At 74.8% G+C, this 19,239-nt stretch carries 8 protein-coding genes; 2 read left to right on the top strand and 6 right to left on the bottom strand.

Annotation, left to right across the window (positions count from 1 at the left end; translation table 11 throughout):
- Positions 1 to 57 precede the first annotated feature (57 nt).
- Genes ACE1OA_RS06890 through ACE1OA_RS06905 form a run of 4 tightly spaced genes read right to left on the bottom strand, consistent with a single transcriptional unit; the run spans position 58 to position 9,013 of the window.
- The gene (locus tag ACE1OA_RS06890; RefSeq protein WP_356608663.1) at positions 58 to 858 is read right to left on the bottom strand and encodes a thioesterase II family protein; all 801 of its coding nucleotides are present in this window, start codon (positions 856 to 858) and stop codon (positions 58 to 60) included.
- Positions 855 to 5,411 carry an amino acid adenylation domain-containing protein gene (locus ACE1OA_RS06895; protein ID WP_432752479.1) on the bottom strand — a complete coding sequence of 1,519 codons (4,557 nt, stop codon included), beginning with the start codon at positions 5,409 to 5,411 and terminating at the stop codon, positions 855 to 857. The genes ACE1OA_RS06890 and ACE1OA_RS06895 overlap by 4 nt, the downstream gene beginning before the upstream one ends.
- A gap of 54 nt (positions 5,412 to 5,465) precedes the next feature.
- Complete coding sequence (locus ACE1OA_RS06900; RefSeq protein WP_356608667.1) at positions 5,466 to 7,175, bottom strand: ABC transporter ATP-binding protein; 1,710 nt, start codon at positions 7,173 to 7,175, stop codon at positions 5,466 to 5,468.
- A complete protein-coding gene (locus ACE1OA_RS06905; protein WP_432752480.1) occupies positions 7,175 to 9,013 on the bottom strand; it encodes an ABC transporter ATP-binding protein in 1,839 nt (612 codons plus the stop codon). The genes ACE1OA_RS06900 and ACE1OA_RS06905 overlap by 1 nt, the downstream gene beginning before the upstream one ends.
- 291 nt (positions 9,014 to 9,304) lie before the next feature.
- Between ACE1OA_RS06905 and ACE1OA_RS06910 the strand changes: the two genes are divergently transcribed.
- The gene (locus ACE1OA_RS06910; protein WP_356608671.1) at positions 9,305 to 10,909 is read left to right on the top strand and encodes a B12-binding domain-containing radical SAM protein; all 1,605 of its coding nucleotides are present in this window, start codon (positions 9,305 to 9,307) and stop codon (positions 10,907 to 10,909) included.
- 106 nt (positions 10,910 to 11,015) lie between these two features.
- Here ACE1OA_RS06910 and ACE1OA_RS06915 read toward each other — a convergent pair whose 3' ends face one another.
- Positions 11,016 to 12,251: a saccharopine dehydrogenase NADP-binding domain-containing protein gene (locus ACE1OA_RS06915; RefSeq protein WP_432752481.1), complete on the bottom strand. Its 1,236-nt coding sequence runs from the start codon at positions 12,249 to 12,251 to the stop codon at positions 11,016 to 11,018.
- Positions 12,248 to 17,728, bottom strand: coding sequence for an amino acid adenylation domain-containing protein (locus ACE1OA_RS06920; protein ID WP_432752482.1), 5,481 nt, complete (start codon positions 17,726 to 17,728; stop codon positions 12,248 to 12,250). The genes ACE1OA_RS06915 and ACE1OA_RS06920 overlap by 4 nt, the downstream gene beginning before the upstream one ends.
- Before the next feature lie 233 nt (positions 17,729 to 17,961).
- Between ACE1OA_RS06920 and ACE1OA_RS06925 the strand changes: the two genes are divergently transcribed.
- Positions 17,962 to 19,188, top strand: coding sequence for a hypothetical protein (locus ACE1OA_RS06925; RefSeq protein WP_432752483.1), 1,227 nt, complete (start codon positions 17,962 to 17,964; stop codon positions 19,186 to 19,188).
- The last annotated feature ends 51 nt before the right edge of the window (positions 19,189 to 19,239 follow it).

The following is a 19,239-nucleotide window of genomic DNA, read 5'->3' on the forward strand; positions in this document are numbered from 1 at the left end:
GGAGGTTCCCCCTTGTCTTCCGGTACGGGACGGTGGTCGGGGCCGTGCGGCGGGCCCTCACGGGGTGGCCGGCCAGGCCGAGACGGTCACGGGCAGGGCCGCCCGGACCGCCTTGAGCACCCGGGCGAGCACCTCCTCGCGCCGGGTCTCCAGGTAGAAGTGCCCGCCGTCGAAGACGGCCGCCTCGCACGCGCCGTCGGTGACCTCGCTCCAGGCGAGGGCCTCCTCCGCGGTGACCTCGGGGTCGTCTCCGGCGTACAGCACGGTCACCGGGAGGGTGAGCCGGCAGCCGGGCAGCGGCCGGTAGGTCTCGATCAGCCGGTAGTCGCCACGGACGGCGGGCAGCAGCGCCTCCAGGAGCGCGCCGTTGTCCAGGACGTCCTGCCCGGTGCCGCCGAGCCGCCGCAGGTCCGCGAGGAGTCCGGCGTCGTCCGCGAGGTGCAGGGTGCCGCCGCGGGTCCGCCGGGGGGCCGGCTGGCCCGAGACGACGAGACCGGCGGGCGGGCGGCCGGTCACCGCGAGTCTGCGCGCCGTCTCGTAGGCCACGGCGGCGCCCATGCTGTGCCCGAAGAGGACGGTGGTGGCGAGCGTGTCGGCGGTGTGCTCCCGCAGCAGCCCCGCGACGACGTCGTCGACCAGGGCCTCCATGTCCGCCGCCACCGGCTCGCCGAAGCGGTCGCCGCGGCCCGGGTACTGGACGGCCGACACCTCGACGTCCCAGGGGGATTCCAGGGCCCAGGCGCGATAGGCGCCGGCGGCTCCGCCGGCGTGCGGGAAGCAGACCAGGCCGGCCCGCGCGTGGGTGCGCCGGGAGAAGACCCGCGGGGCGGCGGGGGCGGGGTGGCCGGTCGGCGTCACAGCTCGCCCTCCTCGAAGTCGCCGGGGTCCCCGGCCGCGTCCCGGCCCGGTCCGTCGAGCGCCCGCGACTCCGCGACGAGCGCGCTCATGCCGGCGACCGTGGGGGCCCGCAGGACGTCGCGCATCGGCAGTTCGACGCCGAGCCGGCCGCGCAGGGCGGTCACCAGCCGGGTCGCCGTGAGGCTGTCGCCGCCGAGGGAGAAGAAGGTGGCGCCGCGTGCCGTGACGGGTACGCCGAGGGCGCGCGCCCACAGTTCCGCGACGATCTCCTCCACCGGGCCGCGGGGCGGGTCGTCCTCGCCGCCGCCCCGGGCCGCGCCCTCCGCGAGGACCCGTTCGACCCGTCGCCGGTCCACCTTGCCGTTGGCGTTGAGCGGCAGGGTCGCGAGACCGACGAGGGAGCCGGGGATCATGTGGGCGGGCAGCCGGTCGGCGAGCCAGCCGCGGAGCGCCGCGGGGTCCGGGCCGGGCACGCCGTCGGGGCGGCGGGCGGTGAGCAGGACGACGCCGTCCGGCTCGTGGCGGGCCCGCTCGACGGCGGCGAACCCGGCCGCCTCCAGCGCCTGCGCCCAGCCGGCCGCGTCCGCCGGGGAGGAGGCGGGCGCGGCGGCGGTGGGCAGGGCCAGGGCGGAGACCGTCGTCCGGGCGACGAGGAACAGCCGGCCGCCGGGGCGGGCCAGCAGGGCGAGCGCGCGCGCCGCGGCGTGCGGGTCGGGCTCCCGGCCGAGCGCGTCGTTGGCCACCAGGACGTCGTAGGCGGCGAGCCGTTCCTCGGGGACGGCGAAGGCGTCCTGACGGGCGGTCCGGACGCGGTGGCCCGATCCGGCGAGCCGGTTCTCGGCGGCGGCCAGCCGGGCGGGCCGGGCGTCGAGCAGGGTGTAGCCGACCGCGCCGGGCTTGAGCCGGTCGAGGAGTGCGGCGGCGGTCCGGCCGCCGCCGGCGGCCCAGTCGGCGATCTCGGGCGCCCGGGTGCCCTCGGGGTACGCGGCCTCCACCTCGGCGGCGACGGCGTCCAGGCAGGCGGCGACGCCCGGCCACCGGTGGGCCAGGCCGTCCGGGGACAGGACGGGGTCGTCGGCCAGCGCCTCCGCGTCGGTCTCGCCGGAGAGCAGGGGCATCAGGACGGGCATCGCCCCGGCCCAGGCGTCCACGACCGCCTGGAGGGGGGTGCCGGCCACCCGTCGGCGCAGGGCGGCGGCCCGTTCGCGGTCGCGGGCGGCCGCCCAGCGGGGGCCGGGGGCGACGCCGCCGCCGGAGCGGGTGAGGACGTCGCGCGCCGCGAGGAAGTCGACCCAGGTGTCGAACAGCGGGCGCCGCTCCTGCGCCACCGGGAGCGAGCCGCTCTCGGCCGGGCCTCCGTCGGGGCCGAGCACCTGCTCCAGCAGGGCGGCGAGCAGCGTCTCGGTCAGCTCCGCCTCCAGCTCCCCCGCGTCCTCGCCCGGGGCCGGTTCGCGGGCGGGCGGCGGGGCGGCGGCGGGCACGCCGTCGGCGGGGCGGGTACGGCCGGGGGCCGGCCCGGAGGCGGCGGGCGCGGGCAGGAAGGCCGCCGCGACCTCCCGGGTGCGGTCCCCGACCACGGCGGCGAGGGCCTGGGACACGGCCGGATGGGTCTGGAGCACGGACTCGATCTCGCCCAGTTCGACCCGGAAGCCGTTGATCTTGACCTGCTGGTCCATCCGGCCGAGGAACTCCAGGGTCCCGTCCGGCCAGTAGCGACCGGTGTCGCCGGTGCGGTACCAGCGCCCGTCGGGCCGTCGGGGGAAACGTTCCCGCGTGAGCTCCGGGTCTCCCCGGTAGCCCTGGGCCACCCCGGCGCCGCCGATCCACAGCTCGCCGGGCACCCAGTCCGGGCAGTCCCGGCCCTGCGGGTCGACGACCCGGAATCGCTGGTTGGAGAGCGGCGTGCCGTACGGGACGGACCGCCACTGCGCGGGCACCGAGCGGACCTCGTGGGCGTTGGACCAGATCGCGGCCTCGGTGGCGCCGCCGAGCGCGATCAGGCGGCAGCGGCCGCCGGTCGCGGCGGCCAGCCGGTCGGGCAGGTCGAGGCCGATCCAGTCGCCGGACAGCAGGGCCAGGCGCAGGGTGTCCGGCAGGGGTTCCCGGTCGGCGGCGGTGAGCAGCATGTCCATCAGCGCGGGTACGGAGTTCCACACCGTCACGCCGTGGCGCCGGCACAGGGCGAGCCAGCGGTGGGCGTCGCGCCGGTCGGCCTCGTCGACCAGGACCAGGGCACCGCCCTCGGCCAGAAGGCCGAACACGTCCCAGACCGAGAGGTCGAAGTCCAGGGCGGAGACGGCGAGGACGCGGTCGGTGGAGCCCACCGCGAAGCGCTCGTCGACGTCCTCGACCGTGTTCACGGCGGCCCGGTGGGAGACCTCCACGCCCTTGGGTGTGCCGGTGGATCCGGAGGTGAAGATGACGTACGCGGTGTCGTCGGCGGGGACCTCCACCGGGGCGTCGAGCGGCGCGGCGCGCAGGGCTCGGTGCAGCGGCAGGACGGGGAGCCGCGAACCGGCGGGCCGTGCGGGGTCGTTGCCGTCGAGGACCAGGACCGCGCGGCTGAGGGCGTGGATGCGGTCGCGGCGTTCGGCCGGCTGGTCGACGCCGACGGGGACGTACGAGCAGCCCGCCGCGAGGACGCCGAGCACGGCGGCCATCTGGTCCGGGCCCTTGGGGGCGGTGACGACGACAGGGCTGCCGGGGCGGACGCCGTGGGCGGCCAGGGCTCCGGCGACGCGCAGGGCGCGGTCGGCGAGTTCGCCGTGGGTGAGGCTGCCGTCCTCCCCCCACAACAGGGCGGGGTGGCCGGCCCGGGCGGCCGCGCGCTCGAAGAAGGCCTGGTGCAGGAGCCGTCCGCTCTCCTGCCGGGTCACGGAGTTCACCTCGTCGCGACATCGGGTCTGGGAGGCGGGCAGGGGTATGTGCGGCGGGCTCGTCCAGTCGGCGGTCGCGAGCCCGTGCAGCAGGGCGGTGTACGCGCCGAACATGGTGTCGAGGACGCCTTCGGGGAAGAGCGCCTCGACGGCGTCCCAGGCGAGCAGCAGGCCGCCCTCGCGGGTGCCGTACACCTGGTGGTCGAGCCACACCTGCGGGGTCTGCGAGACCATCCAGGACAGGTCGCCGAGGACGGCGGCGCAGTCGTCCGGCACCAGCGGTGCGTCGAGGTTGCAGGCGAAGACGACGGGTGCGGTGCGCGGGGCGCCGGTGTCGGTGCGGACGAAGTCGCGCAGCACGTCGACACCGGTGTAGGCGGCGTGGCCGACGTCGTCGTGCAGGCGCTGCTGGAGGGCCCGCGCACGCTCGGCGAAGCCGTCGCCGGGGGCCGGCGCGACCTCCAGGAGCAGCAGGCTGGTGAAGTCGGCGACCATGCGCTCGATGTCGGGGTGGACGTCCTGGTCGCGGTCGAACAGCGGGATGTTGAGCAGGAACCGCTGCTGTCCGCTCCAGCGGGCCAGGATCTCGGAGAAGGCGGTGGCGAGCAGCACCGCGGGGGTGATGCCGTGTTCGGCGGCGCGGCGCTGCAGCAGCGCCCAGTCTCCCGGGTCCAGGGTGTGGTTCCGCCGGACGAAGCGCGGGACGCCGATCTCGTCGGGGTCCGCGGCGAGCGGCAGGTCGGGGCCGCCGGGGAGGTCGGGCAGCCGGCGCTGCCAGTACTCCCGGGCCTTGTCGCGTCCGGCCGCTCGCCGGGCGGCGGTGTCGGCGGTGTACTGCGCGAAGGTGTAGCCCGGTTCGCCGCCGGTGGCGGGATCCCGGTAGAGCCCGGCCAGGTCGGAGAGGAGGAGGCGGATGCTGGCCACGTCGGCGACGAGCAGGTCGACGTTGACGTGGAGCCGGGGGCCGGCGCCGGGGCGGCGGCTGAGCTGGACGTCGAGGACCTCGCCGCGGGAGACGTCGAGGACCCGGTGGGACAGCCGGTCGCGCAGCCGCAGCAGGGCCTCCTCGGCGGCGGGCGCGGGGAGCCCGCTGTGGTCGTGCACCGTCAGGCCGGGCCAGGCGGAGGTGCCGAGGACGCGCTGGGCGCCGTCGTCGGCGAAGGAGGCGCGGAGCATCGGGTGCCGGCGTAAGAGGTCCCGTACGGCCTCCTCCAGCCGGTCCGCCGCCACCTCCCGGGTGTCGATCTCCAGGTAGGCGTGGCAGCCGACGCCGCCGAGCGGGCGGTCGGTGCCGCGGCCGATCCAGTAGGCCTGCTGGACGGCGGTGAGCCCGAAGGGCGCTCCCGGGTCGACGGGGACCGTGCCGGCCGGGGACTCCGCGGCGGGGTCGGTCGCCGCCGGGTCGGCCCCGAGCAGGCCGTACCAGGCGGCGAGGCGCGGGTCCTGGGCCATCTCGGTGAACTCGACGCCGATGCCGGCGCGGTTGAGTTTGTTGATCAGCCGCATCAACTGGATCGACTGGAGGCCGAGTTCGAAGAGGTTCACCTCGTCGTCCGACGGGCTCAGCTCGGTGTCGAGGAGCGCGGCGACCTCCTCGCGGAGGTCCGCCGGCCGCCATGCGGCGGACTTCCCCCCGGCACGGACGTCGGACCCGGCCGCCGTGTGCTTGCGTGACATCCCTACCCCTGTGTCGGATGGTGTGTGACGGGCGAACGATCTGCCATGCTGCCTTCAGGCCGCGGCGAGCGCGGCGATTCGCCGGAACTCGGCGTAGCGGCCCTGGTGCCGCAGGAGTTCCTCGTGGGTGCCCTGTTCGACGATTCGGCCGTCCTCCAGGAAGACGATCAGGTCGGCCTGTTCGACCGTACGCAGCCGGTGGGCGACCATGAGGGTCGTCCGGCCCACCATGAGCCGGTCGAGTCCCTCCTGGACGGCGGCCTCGCTCTCCGGGTCGAGGGCCGAGGTGGCCTCGTCGAGGAGCAGGACGGGAGCGTCCTTGAGCAGCGCGCGGGCGATGGAGACCCGCTGGCGCTCGCCGCCGGACAGCGAGGTGCCGCCCTCGCCGACCTGGGTGTCCCAGCCGTCGGGCAGGCGCTCCACCACCTCGTCCAGGCAGGCCGCGGCGGCGGCTCCGCGTACTTCCTCCGCCGTCGCGTCGGGCCGGCCGATGCGGACGTTGTCCTCGATGGTGCCCTCGAAGAGGTACACGTCCTGGAAGACCACGGAGAGGCCGGCCATCAGCTGTTCGGTGTCGATGTCGCGTACGTCGACACCGCCGAGGCGCACGGAGCCCCGGTCGACGTCGTGGAAGCGGGCCACGACCTGGAGCAGGGTGCTCTTGCCGGCGCCGGAGGAGCCGACGATGGCGACCCGCTGCCCCTCCCCCACGTCAAGCGAGAGTCCGTCGAGCACCGTGCGGTCGCCGCGCCGGAAGGACACGGAGTCGAGCGTGACGCCGTGGTGGGCGGGCAGTTGCGGGGTCTCGGTGTGCGGCAGCGGCGGTTCGGTGAGGACCGCGTCGATGCGCTCCAGTTCGCCGCGGGAGGCCCGCATGATCCCGCCGAGGTCGGCGAGGGACAGCAGCGGGTCCACGCAGCGGGCCGCCAGGACCATGATCGCCAGGAGTTCGGCGGCGCCCAGGTCGCCGTCCAGCGCGAGGTACACGCCGAGGGCGAGGACGGCGGTGAAGACGGCCTGGACGGAGAAGCTGAGGCCGAGCATGCCCGGTACGCCGCTGAGGGCTGCGCGCCGGCTGGTGCGCCACTGCTCGTTCAGCGCGTCGTCGAGGAGGGCGAAGCGCTCGCCCGTCCGGCCGCCGGCGCGCAGCACGGGCTGGGCGCGGACGTACTCGACGACCCGGCCGGCCGCGTCGTCGCTGCTCCGGGCCCGGTCCGCGTCCTGCTGTGCGGTGGCCCGCGAGGTCCAGCGCTGCACGCCGGCGATGAGGGGCGCGGCGACGAGTCCGGCCAGCGCGATCCGCCAGTCGAAGAAGAAGAGCACCACGACCGTGGTCAGCGGGATCAGGGTGGCGTTGATCAGCGGGCGCAGCCGGTGCGCCGGTACCGACATGACGCCCATGACGCTGCGGCTCGTGAGGCCGGAGACGTCGCCGACGCGGCCGGGGGTGAACCAGCCGAGCGGCAGCGCGGCCAGGTGGTCGCCGAGCCGGTGGTGCAGTCCGCGGGAGAGCTCGCCGCCGGTACGGAAGCCGGACTTGTCGCTGAGGTAGCCGAGGACCGAGGTGACGATCACGGCCACGGCGAAGGCGGTGAGCCAGGGCCGGGCGGCGCCGGCGTCGCCGTCGAGGAGGGCGTCCAGCAGGGGGATGAGCAGCGCGTACGACAGCCCTTCGAAGACCGCGCACACCGACATCAGCGCGACGGTGCGGCGCAGGGGTCCCGAGTGCCGCTCGCCCAGGACTCGCAGCAGCAGCCTGATCATCAGTGGATCTCCCTCTCCTGGCCGGCGCGGGCGTGCTGGGCACGCCACATGGCGGCGAACCTGCCGTTCATCCGCATCAGTTCGTGGTGGTCGCCGCTCTCCACGACGCGTCCGCCCTCCATGACGACGATCCGGTCGGCGCGGGCCACGGTCTCCAGCCGGTGGGCGATGACGAGTTGGGTACGGCCCCGCGCCAGGGTCTCCAGCGCGGCGCGGATCTCCGCCTCCGTCTTGGCGTCGGCGAAGGACATGGCCTCGTCCAGGACGAGGACCGGCGCGTCGACGAGCAGGGCCCGGGCGATCGACAGGCGCTGCGCCTCGCCGCCGGAGAGGCCGACGTCCTCGCCGATCACGGAGTCGTAGCCGCGGGGCATGGCCTGGACGCGCTCGTGGACACCGGCGGCGCGGGCGGCCCGCTCGACGTCCGCGTGGTCGGCGTCCGGTACGGCCAGGGCGATGTTGTCGGCGATGCTGGCCCGCAGCAGCCGGACGTCCTGGAGGACGAAGGAGACGCTGCGGTACAGCCGGTCGGTGGCGATCTCGCGCGCGTCGACGCCGCCGATCAGCACGGCGCCGCTCGTCGGGTCGGCGAAGCGCGGGACGAGCTGGGCGAGGGTGGACTTGCCGGCACCGGACGGTCCGACGAGTGCGGTGGTGGTGCCGGGTTCGAGGGTCAGGTCCACTCCGTCCAGGACGGGACGGCCCTCGTCGTAGGAGAAGCCGACGCCGCGGAACTCGACGCGGTGACCGCGCGGTTCGGCCGGGTGGGCCGGCTCCGGCAGCGGCGGTACGTCGAGCATCGCCCGGATCCGCTCGGCGGAGGCCTCGGCGGCGCGGACGTTGTCGAGGCCGTGTCCCAGGGCGGCGATGGGCGCGGTGAGCGCCACCGCGAGCAGCGGGAAGGGCAGCAGGTCCGCGGGCGGCATGGCGTCCGCCGCGATGAGGGCCGTGCCGCCGGCGCAGACCAGCAGCAGGACGAAGGGCGGCGACAGCACCAGGGCGGCCAGCGAGGCGAGTCCGGCGGCGCCCGCCACGTAGCGCAGGAAGAAGTCGGCGAAGTCGTCGGCGGCCTGGCGGTAGCGCCGGTGCGCCCGGCCGCCGCCACCGAAGGTCTTCACGACGGAGATGCCCTCGACGAACTCCACGGAGGCGGAGCCGATGCGCCCCATCGCCTCGCCCATCTTCCGTCCCTCGCTCTGCCGTTCCTCGGTCATCAGCGCGCGGTGCAGCAGCAGGCCGAGGACCACCGGGACCAGCGCGACGAGCGTCAGGCGCCAGTCCACCCAGGCCAGGTAGGCGAGCGAGGCGAGCGGGACCACGACGGCGGAGGTGGCCTCCACCGGCGCGTGGGCGATGAGGTGGTGCAGCTGGTCGACGTCGCCCTGCACCACGCCGTTGATCTCGCCCGAGCTGCGACGGGAGTACCAGCCGAGCGGCACCTTCCCCAGCCGCTGGGCGAGCAGCCTGCGCAGCGTGAGCTGGATCCGTCCGTCGACCAGGTGCGCGATGCCGCCGGAGGCGGCGGTGAGCACGACCCGGACGAGCAGGCCGGCGACGCCGATCCACACGGCGGTCCAGGCGGCGCCCTGGTCGGCCGGGCCCGGCGCGAGCAGCACCCGGCCGAGTTCCACGACCGCGACGAGCGGCGCGAGACCGGCGAGCGAGCCGACGATCTGGAGGACGAAGACGGCGACGATGCCGGCGCGGTAGGGGCGGAGCAGCCGCAGGAGCACCTGCCTGGGTGTCGTCGCCGCACCGACCGGATCGCTCTCGGGACCGCCGTCGCCGACCGCCTCCCGGCTTTCGGCACGGCTGTGCAGACCCTCTGCCGTGGCCATGGGGTTCCCCACCTCTCAGGCGCGACCGTCCGGCCCGCGGGCGCGGTCGCGCGACCACGGGCGGACGGCAAGATCCGTGAATACCGAGAGATAACTTTACACGTATAAGAACCCGCGTCGCAACCGCCCCACCGTGCTTCCACGAGCTCGCCGAGCCGTCTCGATCACGGTCTCCACCAGGGCTTTCACACATCGAGATTCCACCCAGACGATGCCCAGGACAGGGTTGAAAGGATCGGCCGCAACCCCTGCCAGGGGCGGTCACGACAATCCCAACGGGAGCGGGTACGCGTGCGCTTTCTACTTCTGAGCGGGCTCGGGCCCGCCAACATCAATTCGCCCTATCTGGAGGGCTCGCTCTTCGCCGCCGAGACCCCCGAGCGCGCCCGGGAGATGCTCCGCCGCGCCGGCGCCCCGGACCTCGCTCTCGGCCGCCTCGCCTTCACCCAGGCGGGCACGGAGTACGCCCTGCTCAGGCCCCGCGCGGACACGGCGCCCCATCTGACCACCGTCACCCTGCTGTCCATCCTGGAGAACAGCGGTCACAGCTTCGAGCGCGTGGACCTGGAGGACGTCTGGGAAGGGCGCGCCAAGGCCCCGGTCGGCGACGTGGACTACGTCCTGCTGTCGACCACGTACATCTGGAACGGCCCGATCCTGGGCGCGGCCGTGGCCTGGGTCCGGGAGAACCTGCCCGGCACGGGGATCGTGGCGGGCGGGCAGTTCACCAACCTGAAGTTCATGTCCGCGCTGCGCGACCACCCGGAGATCGTCGCCGTGGTCCGCGGCGACGGCGAGATCGCGCTGCCGCGCACGCTGGACGCGCTGTCCGGACGCGGCGAGCTGAGCGCCGTGCCCAATCTGGTGTGGCGCGACGAGGACAACATCCGCATCAATCCGACGGAATACGTCGACATCGAGGATTTCCCGTCGCCGCTGGTCATCGGGAAACAGCCGATCATTCCGTACGAGTCCATGCGGGGCTGCCCCTTCGACTGCAAATTCTGTTCCTTTCCGGCCGCCTCCCCGAAATGGCGGTACAAGTCGGCCGAGAAGATCCGCGACGACTGGATCGCCTACGCCGAGCGGAACGCCGCGGACTCCATCTCTGCCATGGACTCGACGTTCACCATTCCGCCGACCCGGCTGCGCCGGCTCCTGGAGATCCTGCCGGGCTCGGGAGTGCCGAGGTGGGAGGGGTTCAGCCGGGCCAACACCATCAACTCGGCCGAGCTGGTCGCCGGTCTGGAGGCCGCGCACTGCTTCCAGCTGCACATCGGGTTCGAGTCGATGAACGACGCCACGCTGAAGCGGATGAGCAAGCGTGTCTCGGTCAAGCAGAACCGTCGCGCGGTCGAACTCCTCAGCGAGGGCGGGCTCTCCTACTACGGCCTGTTCATCGTCGGATATCCGGGTGAGGACCCGGGGATGTTCCAGGACACGCAGGACTACCTGCTGCACGAGTACTCCGGGCACTTCGCGCTCTCCAAGTTCTCCATCACCGACGAGACCATGCCGCTGTGGCAGGACCGGGAGGAGTTGCAGATCGTCGCGGACGACCCGACGGATCCCGCCTCGCCCTGGTCCCACATCGGCATGGACAGCGCCCAGGCCGCCCGGCTCCAGAAGGAGACCCTGGACAAGGTCCGGCTGACCAACGACAAGGCGGTGCTGAGTCTCTGGCAGCACGACTACCAGCACTGGCTGATGCCCCGGCACGACCACACCACCAACATCGCGGTGGAGAAGTGCCTGGAACGGATGGCCATGGCCCCGGTCGACCACGCCGACCTCGACGAGGGCGCCGCCGTCGTCCGGGACAGCCTCCACCGGCTGAAGGGCTTCGGAGTCGAACTCGCCCCGCCCGGGCGGCCCCTGGTGTGCGATCCGGCCTGATGCCCACCGGATCGCGCGCACAGCGGTGGCTCGGACGGAGGATCCGTCCGAGCCACCGCCGTGAGCGGGCCCGCCGACGCGGGGCCGGCGGGCCGGGCCGGGCGCCCTACAGCACGCCGTCCTCCAGGTCGTCTCCCGCCGTGGACACCGCGACGGCCTCCCGTTCGGGGGCCGCGTCGGAGACGGTGACGACCGTGCCGGGCAGATGGCGCCGCAGCGCGTCCGTGACCAGCCGGGGCGGGAGTACGGACGCGGCCCGGTGGGCCCCGGGGCGCACCCGGCCGCGGGCCACCTCGCGCGCGGCGACCGCGCCGACGACGCCCGTCATCGCCGAGCCGTCCTCCCCCCGGATCAGCACCGTGCGGCGCCGCACCGGGCCCTGGGCCGACGCGCGGCGGAGCGGCTCCAGGGACTCCAGGACCCCCCACAGCACGTGGTACGGGGTCCTGCCGAGTGCGTCCAGGGTGCTGGCCCGCACCACGGCGTCCGCCCGCGCCGCCAGGCCGCCGGCCCGGACGTCACCCGCCCGCTCGTCGCCCGCCCGGACGTCGCCCGCCCGCTCGTCGCCCGCCGCCCGGGAGCGGTTCAGCGCGTCGAGCAGGTGCCGGCCGTCGAAGGCGTTGTACCAGCGGGCCTCCGCCAGACCGAGCGCCCGCGCCTGGGCCGTCAGCTCCCGGGTGAGGTAGGGGTGGGCGGTGACCGGGTGCGGTACACCCGGCACCACGCACTCCTCGGCGGCCCGCAGGGCGCCCGGCACCACGCGCCCGTCGCGCCACTGCGCCCGGGGCGTTCCGTAGCCGCGTTCCATGCTCAGCAGGTAGTCCGTCGCGCCGGTGCGGGTGAAGGCGCCGAGCGAGACGTAGTAGCCGGTGAACCGGGCGGCGCCCGGCTCCGGCCACCCCGGTCCGCCCCCGGTTCCCTCCGTGAGGAGGCGGGGCAGCAGTCCCGAGAGCCCCGGCGCGACACCGGCCGAGAGCACCACCGTGCCCTCGTCCGCCGGCGTCCCGCCGGGACCCGATCCGTCCATCACGTCCACGTAGTCGGCGCCGGCGGCGGCCGCCGCCCGCCGGGGGCGGTCCCCCAGCAGGTAGGCGGGCCCGGCGCAGTTGAGGACGACGTCGCAGCCGTGGACGAACCGGCCGAGGGAGTCGTCGTCCAGGGCGTCGGCCGCCGCGCCTTCGGCGGCCCCGCCGAGGGCGGCGGCACACCGTGCCGCCGCCTCGGCGTCCCGGCCGCCGATCCGGAGCCGGAGACCGCCCCCGGCGGTGAGGACGCGGGCGGCGGCCACGCCGACCGCGCCGTATCCGCCGAGGACGCCGATCACGGGCGGGCCGCCGGTCACCGCTCGTCCCCGGGCAGCAGCGCCCGCGCCACGGACCGGGCGTGCGGCGGCTGTACGCAGCTGAAGTGGTCGCCGGGCACGTCCACGATGCGCAGCCCCGCGCCGCAGACCCGCTGCCAGTAGTCCGTCATGTCGTCGTGCATCCCGGGGAAGATCTCCGCCTCCCCGGTCTGGCGGACGAAGGTCGCCGGGAAGGCGCAGGGGGTCGGCTCGTGCGAGGCGACCGACACGAGGCTGTGCTTGACGATGCGGAACAGCCGGGTGAGGCGTTCCTCGGAGCGCAGCGCGGCGTCCTCCACCGGCATGCCGGCGCCGATGGCCCGGAGCCGCTCCTCCTGGGAGCGTTCCGCGAGGGCCCGGAAGGCCCGCAGTGCCTCGCGGCCCGGCCCGGACAGCATGTCGGCGGGCCGGTCGACGAGGCTGCCCTGGGGCACGGTGTCGCCGTGCTCGGCGGTGGCCGCCTCGACGAGTTCACGTGTCGCCGCCTCGTCCTCGGGATAGCCGAGGGCGACCAGGTCGGCCCGCATGAGCCGGGCGAAGATGTACTCGGCGAGCAGGTCGTCCTCCACCAGGTACGGCACCCGGTAGCTGCTGATGACGGTCAGTCCGGTCACCTCCACGCCGGCGGCGGTCAGCCGCCGGGCGAGTTCGGGGACCAGCAGGCCGCCCATGCAGTAGCCGACGAGGTGGACCTGCCGGAGTCCTTCGGCGAGCAGGGCCTCCGCGTGCCGTTCGGCGAGTTCGGCCACCTGGGTGCGGGGGTCCGCCTTGAGGAAGGCGTCGATGTCGTCGACGACGAGCGCGGCGAGCGACATCCGGTCGGCCAGTTCGCCGATCACGCCGCGGTACGGGATGACGGTGCCGGTGCCGTCGTGCACCAGGATCCGCGGCACCGTGTCGCGCGCGCCGGCCGGCGCCTCGCTGATCCGGACGAACGGGGAGGCGGGTGCGGCCCCGGCGGGGCCGGAGAGGTTCTCCCGCGGGGCGGCCAGGTGGGCCGCGAGCGCGGCCACGGTCGGCCGGTTCATCACCAGGCGCAGCAGGTCGTCCCATTCGAGGTCGGCGGCCTCGGGGAGCCGTTCGCGCATCCGGGTGACCAGGCGGGCCACCAGCAGCGAGTCGCCGCCGAGGTCGAAGAAGTTGGCGTCGCGGCCGACGGTGGTGACCGGCAGGACGTCCGTCCACAGGGCGGCCAGGGTCTGCTCCATGCCCTCGTGCGGCGCGTCACCGCCCTCGTCGACCCGGCCCTGCGCCGCCGAGGCGGTCCAGGCGTCCAGCCGGGCCCGGTCGATCTTGCCGTTGCCGGTGAGCGGAACCCGGTCCACGACCTGGAGTTCGGCGGGGATCATGTATCCGGGGAGCCGGTCGCGGAGGTGGCCGAGCAGTGCCTCGGGGCGCAGCTGCGCGCGGTCGGCCTTGAAGCGGGAGACGAAGACGTGCTGGCCGATCCGGTCGAGCGCGGTGCCCTCGTCGGGCAGGCAGACGGCGACCTCGGCGCCGGCCTCGCGGAGCATCCGCAGCCACTGGTCGCGCCCGAAGAAGGTCTGGCCGGTCTCCCGGCGCTCGTCCTCGAAGCCGTGCAGCCCCGCGTTGAACTCCATCGAGGTCATGACGTGGTAGGCGTCGCGGGTGGCCTCGATGAAGACCAGCCAGCCACCGGGGGCCAGGAGTTCCCGCAGTCGGGCGAGCACCTTCTCGGCGTGCACGGAGTTGTGCAGCACGTTGGCCAGCAGGATGACGTCGAAGGAGTTCGGCGCGTGGCCCTGGGCCCGGTAGTCGCGGTTGAGGTCGAAGAGGCCGTAGCGCACCCAGGGGTGGTCCCGGAAGCGCTCCTCGGCCGCGGTGAGGAAGAAGTGGGACAGGTCGGTGAAGAGGTAGTCGACGCCCAGGCCGTCGAGCGCGGGTACCAGCACGGTGCTCGTACCGCCCACGCCGGCGCCGATCTCCAGGAGCCGGAGCGGTTCGGGGCCGCGGTGCCGCCGGGCGATCTCCTGGAGCGCGGCCACGACGGCCGCGTTGTTGTGGCGGCTGATCAGGTTGTCCCGGTAGGCGGCCTCGGCGGTGTCGAGGCGGCCCTCGGGGAACAGCAGCGTCTTGAGGTCGATCTCGTTGCGCAGCAGCGGGGCGAGGTGCTGCTCGGACACCCGGTGGTAGCGGACGAGTTCGGCGCCCCACGCGATCCGGGGTTCGAGGGCGTCGATCCGTCGCAGCACCTCCTCGTGGCGTTCCCGGCTGTCGGCGCGCAGGGCGCGGTAGCGGCCGGTGTCGGGGTCCTGGGTGACCCGCCCCTCGTGTTCCAGGGCGGTGAGCCAGCGCTGCACCAGGTAGTGGTTCTCCGGGGCCGCCCCGGTGGCCTCGACGACCTCCTCCAGGGTGTGCTCGGAGGCGGGCTCGGGGAAGAGGCCGCAGGAGCGCAGGAGGGCGGCCATCGACTGGAGCGCGGAGAGGTCGAGGAGTTCGACCATCTCGGTCGTCTCGGCGTCGGAGACGTCGCGGACGGTCTCGGCTCCGCCCGCCGCCGCGGTCTCCCGCAGCCGGGCCGGGAGCGCGGGGGCCTCGGCCCGGCCGGGCTCGGCGAAGGCCACCAGGCGGCGGGCGCCGCCCTCGCCCTGGATCGTGGCCGCGGCGAGTTCCACCGCGGGGTGGCTCTGGAGCGCGGCCTCGACCTCGGCGAGCTCGACCCGGTGCCCGTTGAGCTTGACCTGCCGGTCGACCCGGCCGAGGAACTCGATGGTGCCGTCGTCGAGCCGGCGCCCCATGTCGCCGGTGCGGTAGAGACGTTCACCGGTGGCGGGGTGGGTGACGAACCGTTCCGCGGTGCGCTCGGCGTCGCCCAGGTAGCCCAGGGCCAGGCCGGCTCCGGCGATGTACAGCTCGCCGGTGACATGGGCGGGGCACTCGCGCATCCGGGTGTCCAGCACGTGGAAGCGCTGGTTGGCCAACGGCCTGCCGTACGGGATGCTGCGCAGGTCGGGGTCGACCTCCGTCACCGGGTGGCAGATCGACCAGATCGCCGCCTCCGTGGCGCCGCCGAGGCTGACCACCTGCAGCCCGGGGATCCGCCGGCGGACGGCGTCGGGCAGGGTGACGGGGAGCCAGTCGCCGGAGAGCAGGACGAGCCGCAGCCGGGAGACGTCGGTCCCGGGCCTGCCGCGGAGGTACTCCTCCAGCATCTGCATCTGCGCGGGGACGGAGTTCCACACCGTGACGCCGTGCCCGGCCAGCGACTCGGCCCAGTGGGCGGGGTCGCCGCGGCGCGCGGGGTCGGGCAGGACCAGGGCGCCGCCGACCGCCAGCGGGCCGAAGACGTCGTAGACGGAGAGGTCGAAGCCGAGCTGGGCGAGCCCGAGCACCCGGTCGTCGGCGGTCACGCCGAACCGGGCGTTGACGTCGTCGACGGTGTTGCGGGCGGCGGCGTGACTGATCATCACGCCCTTGGGGGTGCCGGTGGAGCCGGAGGTGTAGATGACGTACGCGAGGTCGTCGGGGGCCGTGCGGTGGCTGAACGCGCGGTCGGCGGGTCCCAGGGTGTCGACCCCGACGGCCGGCAGCCCGGCGGGCAGGGCGAGCGAGGGCAGCAGCGCGGACTGGGTGAGGACCAGGCGGGCCCCGGCGTCGGCGAGGACGGCGTTCCGGCGCAGCGGGGGCTGGGTGGTGTCCACGGGCAGGTAGACCCCGCCGGCGAGGAGCACGCCGAGCACGGCGGCGACCTGCTCCCACCCCTTGTCCATCACGATGCCGACGCGTTCCCCGGGCCGGCAGCCGGCGTCGGCGACGGCGACGGCCACCGACCGGGCGCGGCCGAGGAGTTCGCCGTAGCTCAGGGTCCGGGTGGGGGTCACGACGGCGACGCGGTCCGGGGTGCGGGCGGCCTGGGCGACGACCTCGTCGTGCAGGAGTCCGGTCCGGCGCGGGGCGTCGGTGTCGTTGGCCCGTGCGACGCGCGCCGTCTGTCCGGCGGGCAGTTCCACGGGTTCGGCGTGCCCCCACACGGTGTTCCCGTCGACGAGCCGCTCGACCAGCTCGGCGAAGGCGGCGAACATGTCGTCCACGACGCCGTCGGGCAGGACGCCGTCGCGCACGTCCCAGTGGGCGAGCAGGCCGCCGCCGTCCTCCATGACCTGGCAGTCGATCCACACCTGGGGGGTCTGGGTGATGCCGTGGACGAGCTCGCCGTGCGGCATCAGCGCGGACTCGGCCCCGGCCCCGGCCCCTGTCCCGGTGACGGTGCTGGTGAAGGTGACGGGCAGCAGCGCCTCGGCGCGGCCCCGGCGACGGGCCAGTTCCCGCAGGACCTCGACGCCCGAGCAGAGCCCGTGGTCCATGTCCTCCCAGAGCCTCGCCTGCACGGTCCGCATGCGGTCGAGCAGGGTCGCGCCCTCGCCGAGGTCGACGGCGAGCAGGCTGGTGGAGCTGAAGTCGCCGATGACGCGGTCGGCGTCGGGGTGCAGGGGGAGCCGGTTCTGCACGGTGAGGCTGAGGGTGAAGCGCGGGGTACGGGTCCAGCGGCCGACGGTCTCGGCGAAGGCCTGGAGCAGGGCGCCGGAGGCGGTGACGCCCGCCTCGGCGGCTCGGCGGCCCAGCGTCCGCCACTGCTCGGGGGTCAGGCGCAGGCCGTGCCGGGTGAAGCGGGGCGGGGCGGCGAGCGAGTCGGTGCGCAGGGGCAGGTCGGGGGCGGGCGGCAGGGCGTCCACCCGGTCCCACCAGTAGGCGCGGTCGCGCTGGTACCGGCTGCCCTCGCGGGCCTGGCCGGCCGCCAGGACGTAGTCGCGGAAGTCGGCTCCCGGCGGCTCGGGCCGCCGGGAGCCGGTACAGATCGCGTCGAGTTCGGCGAGCAGCAGCCGGATGCTGCTGTAGTCGCAGATCAGCAGGTCGACGGCGACGTGCAGCAGCAGGGCCCGGTCGGTCTCGGTGACGCGCAGGTCGAACAGCGGCCACTGCTCGGTGGGACGCACCTGGTGCGACATCTCGGCGCGGGTGGCCTCCAGGGCGGCCGTCCGGCCGGCGGTGTCCGTGCCGCGCAGGTCCTCGCGGCGGACGTGGTAGCGCGGGACCTCCGGGAGCACCCGCTGGTGGCCTTCGGCCGAGACGACGGCGCGCAGCATGGGGTGCCTGCGGATCAGCTCGTTCCAGGCGTCCTCGATCCGGTCGGCTCCCCAGTGCGGGAGCGCCAGTTCGAGGTAGCCGTGGCAGGCCACGCCGCCGTAGTCGAAGGCCTCGCTGCGGCCGAGCAGGTAGGCCGCCTGGACGTCGGTGAGCGGGAACGGCTCGTGCGCCGCCTCCGGGTCGGCGACGACGGCCGGGCCGTACTCCTGTGCCCGTAAGAGGGCGAGTACGTCGTCCCGGTGGGCCTTCAGGGTCTCCAGCCGCTCCGGCGTCATCACCCCTCGGGGGGCGCGGTAGCGCAGCCGGCCGTCCTCCTCGTACATCGTCACACCGGCCGCGCTCAGCTCGGCCACGAACTCCCCTGCATTCACGATCCGTTGCCCTTTCTCGGCGTGCTGCGTGCACCACAAAGCGGCCATGAGACGCCTGACAGCCTCACCCATCGCCCCTGGCGAAGTTCTGGATGGCCCGCCACCGGCCGCGGTGACCCGCCACCCCGGCCACGCAACGGTCAATTCACGCCAAAGGGCGGCAACGGGTGCGTATAGGCTGACCTGCGCACACGCTCCTTCCCGTACCCCGCCGCCCCTCTGGAGAGTCTCCGGTGTCCGTCGCGTCCGCCCCGTCCGAATCCGGCACTCGTACCGCCGTACCCGCCCCCACCGCCGAACCGGCCGGCACCACCGGACCGGCCGGACTCCCCCCGACCACCGAGGTCACCGAGGTCACCGAGGCCACCGGCGCCGCCACGGTGCCCGCCCCGTCCGCCGAGGCCACCGGAGCGGCCGAACCGGCGGGGGTCACCGATCCCGCCGGCACCGCCCCGTCCGCGGAGGCGGCCGCGGCCACCGGCCCGGTGGTCCGCGACGCCCGGGAGTTCGGTGTGTACGCGCGGACCGGCGGCTGGGCGTTCGCTCTCCGGGTGGCCCGCAGCGTGCGGCCCGGCGGACAGGCCGCGGAGGACTCCCCGAAGGTGTCGGCGAAGGCGTTCGCCGAGCTGGCCGGCTGCTCGGCGGACCGGGTGATGCGCTTCTACAAGGCGTGGGACATGGCAGCCGACGACGGGCTCGTCCCGCAGTTCGAGGCGCTGGTGCCGGGCGAGGACGTCGCCCTGCCCGAGGCGGACGCCTGGCCGGCGTACTACTCCTCCCGGTCCGGGGCGGCCTCGGTGCGCGGGCAGGCGATCACCGCCGCCGCGGCGGCGGAGGGGATCCGGCCGACGAAGGCCCTGGAGGTCGCCGAGAACCCGACGGCGCTGCGCGCGGCGATCCTGGCCGACCCGGGCACGGCCGAGGCGGCCCGCGGCGCGCTGCTCGACCGGATGAAGGAGGATCCGGCGCTGCAGACCGAGATGGCGCGGGCCATCGCCCGGACCGACGGGCTGAAGAAGGCCGTGGCGACCGAGGCGAAGGCGGCCGACCGGATCGGCTACGTCCGGCAGATCGCCGAGAAGGGGCAGATCCGCACGCCGGCGGGTCAGACGGTGGAGGCGCCCGCCGCACTGCGCGCGGAGGCGGAACGGCACCTGTCGCTGATCGACGAGCTCGACGACGACGAGGAGGCGGGCCAGTGGGCGGGCGAGGCGTACGACGCCGTGAAGGGGCTCGTCGCCGAGGCCGTGGAAGCCGACCCGGAGCTGCGGGTCCGCGAGCGCCGCACGCGGTTCTACAGCAGTCTCCAGAAGGCCACCAAGGTCTTCGAGGAGCTGACGCTGGACGACGTCTTCGAGGAGGACGTCTACGAGGAGGACATGGTGCGGCGGCTCGAGGCGCTGCAGGAGGCGGTGGCCGGCTGCATCAGCGCGCTGCGCCGGGCGTCCGACGCGCGCTGAGCCCGGCCCGGCCCCCGGACCGGACCTGCCCCCGCCCCCGGCCCGGACAGT

The sequence above is a fragment of the Streptomyces sp. JL2001 genome (assembly GCF_050917515.1).
Classification (GTDB): domain Bacteria; phylum Actinomycetota; class Actinomycetes; order Streptomycetales; family Streptomycetaceae; genus Streptomyces.

What these genes read in the sequence shown, in the direction of transcription:
- ACE1OA_RS06895 (WP_432752479.1), bottom strand. Translation starts at nt 5,411, where the DNA reads ATGTCACGCAAGCACACGGCGGCCGGGTCCGACGTCCGTGCCGGGGGG.
- ACE1OA_RS06900 (WP_356608667.1), bottom strand. Translation starts at nt 7,175, where the DNA reads ATGATCAGGCTGCTGCTGCGAGTCCTGGGCGAGCGGCACTCGGGACCC.
- ACE1OA_RS06905 (WP_432752480.1), bottom strand. Translation starts at nt 9,013, where the DNA reads ATGGCCACGGCAGAGGGTCTGCACAGCCGTGCCGAAAGCCGGGAGGCG.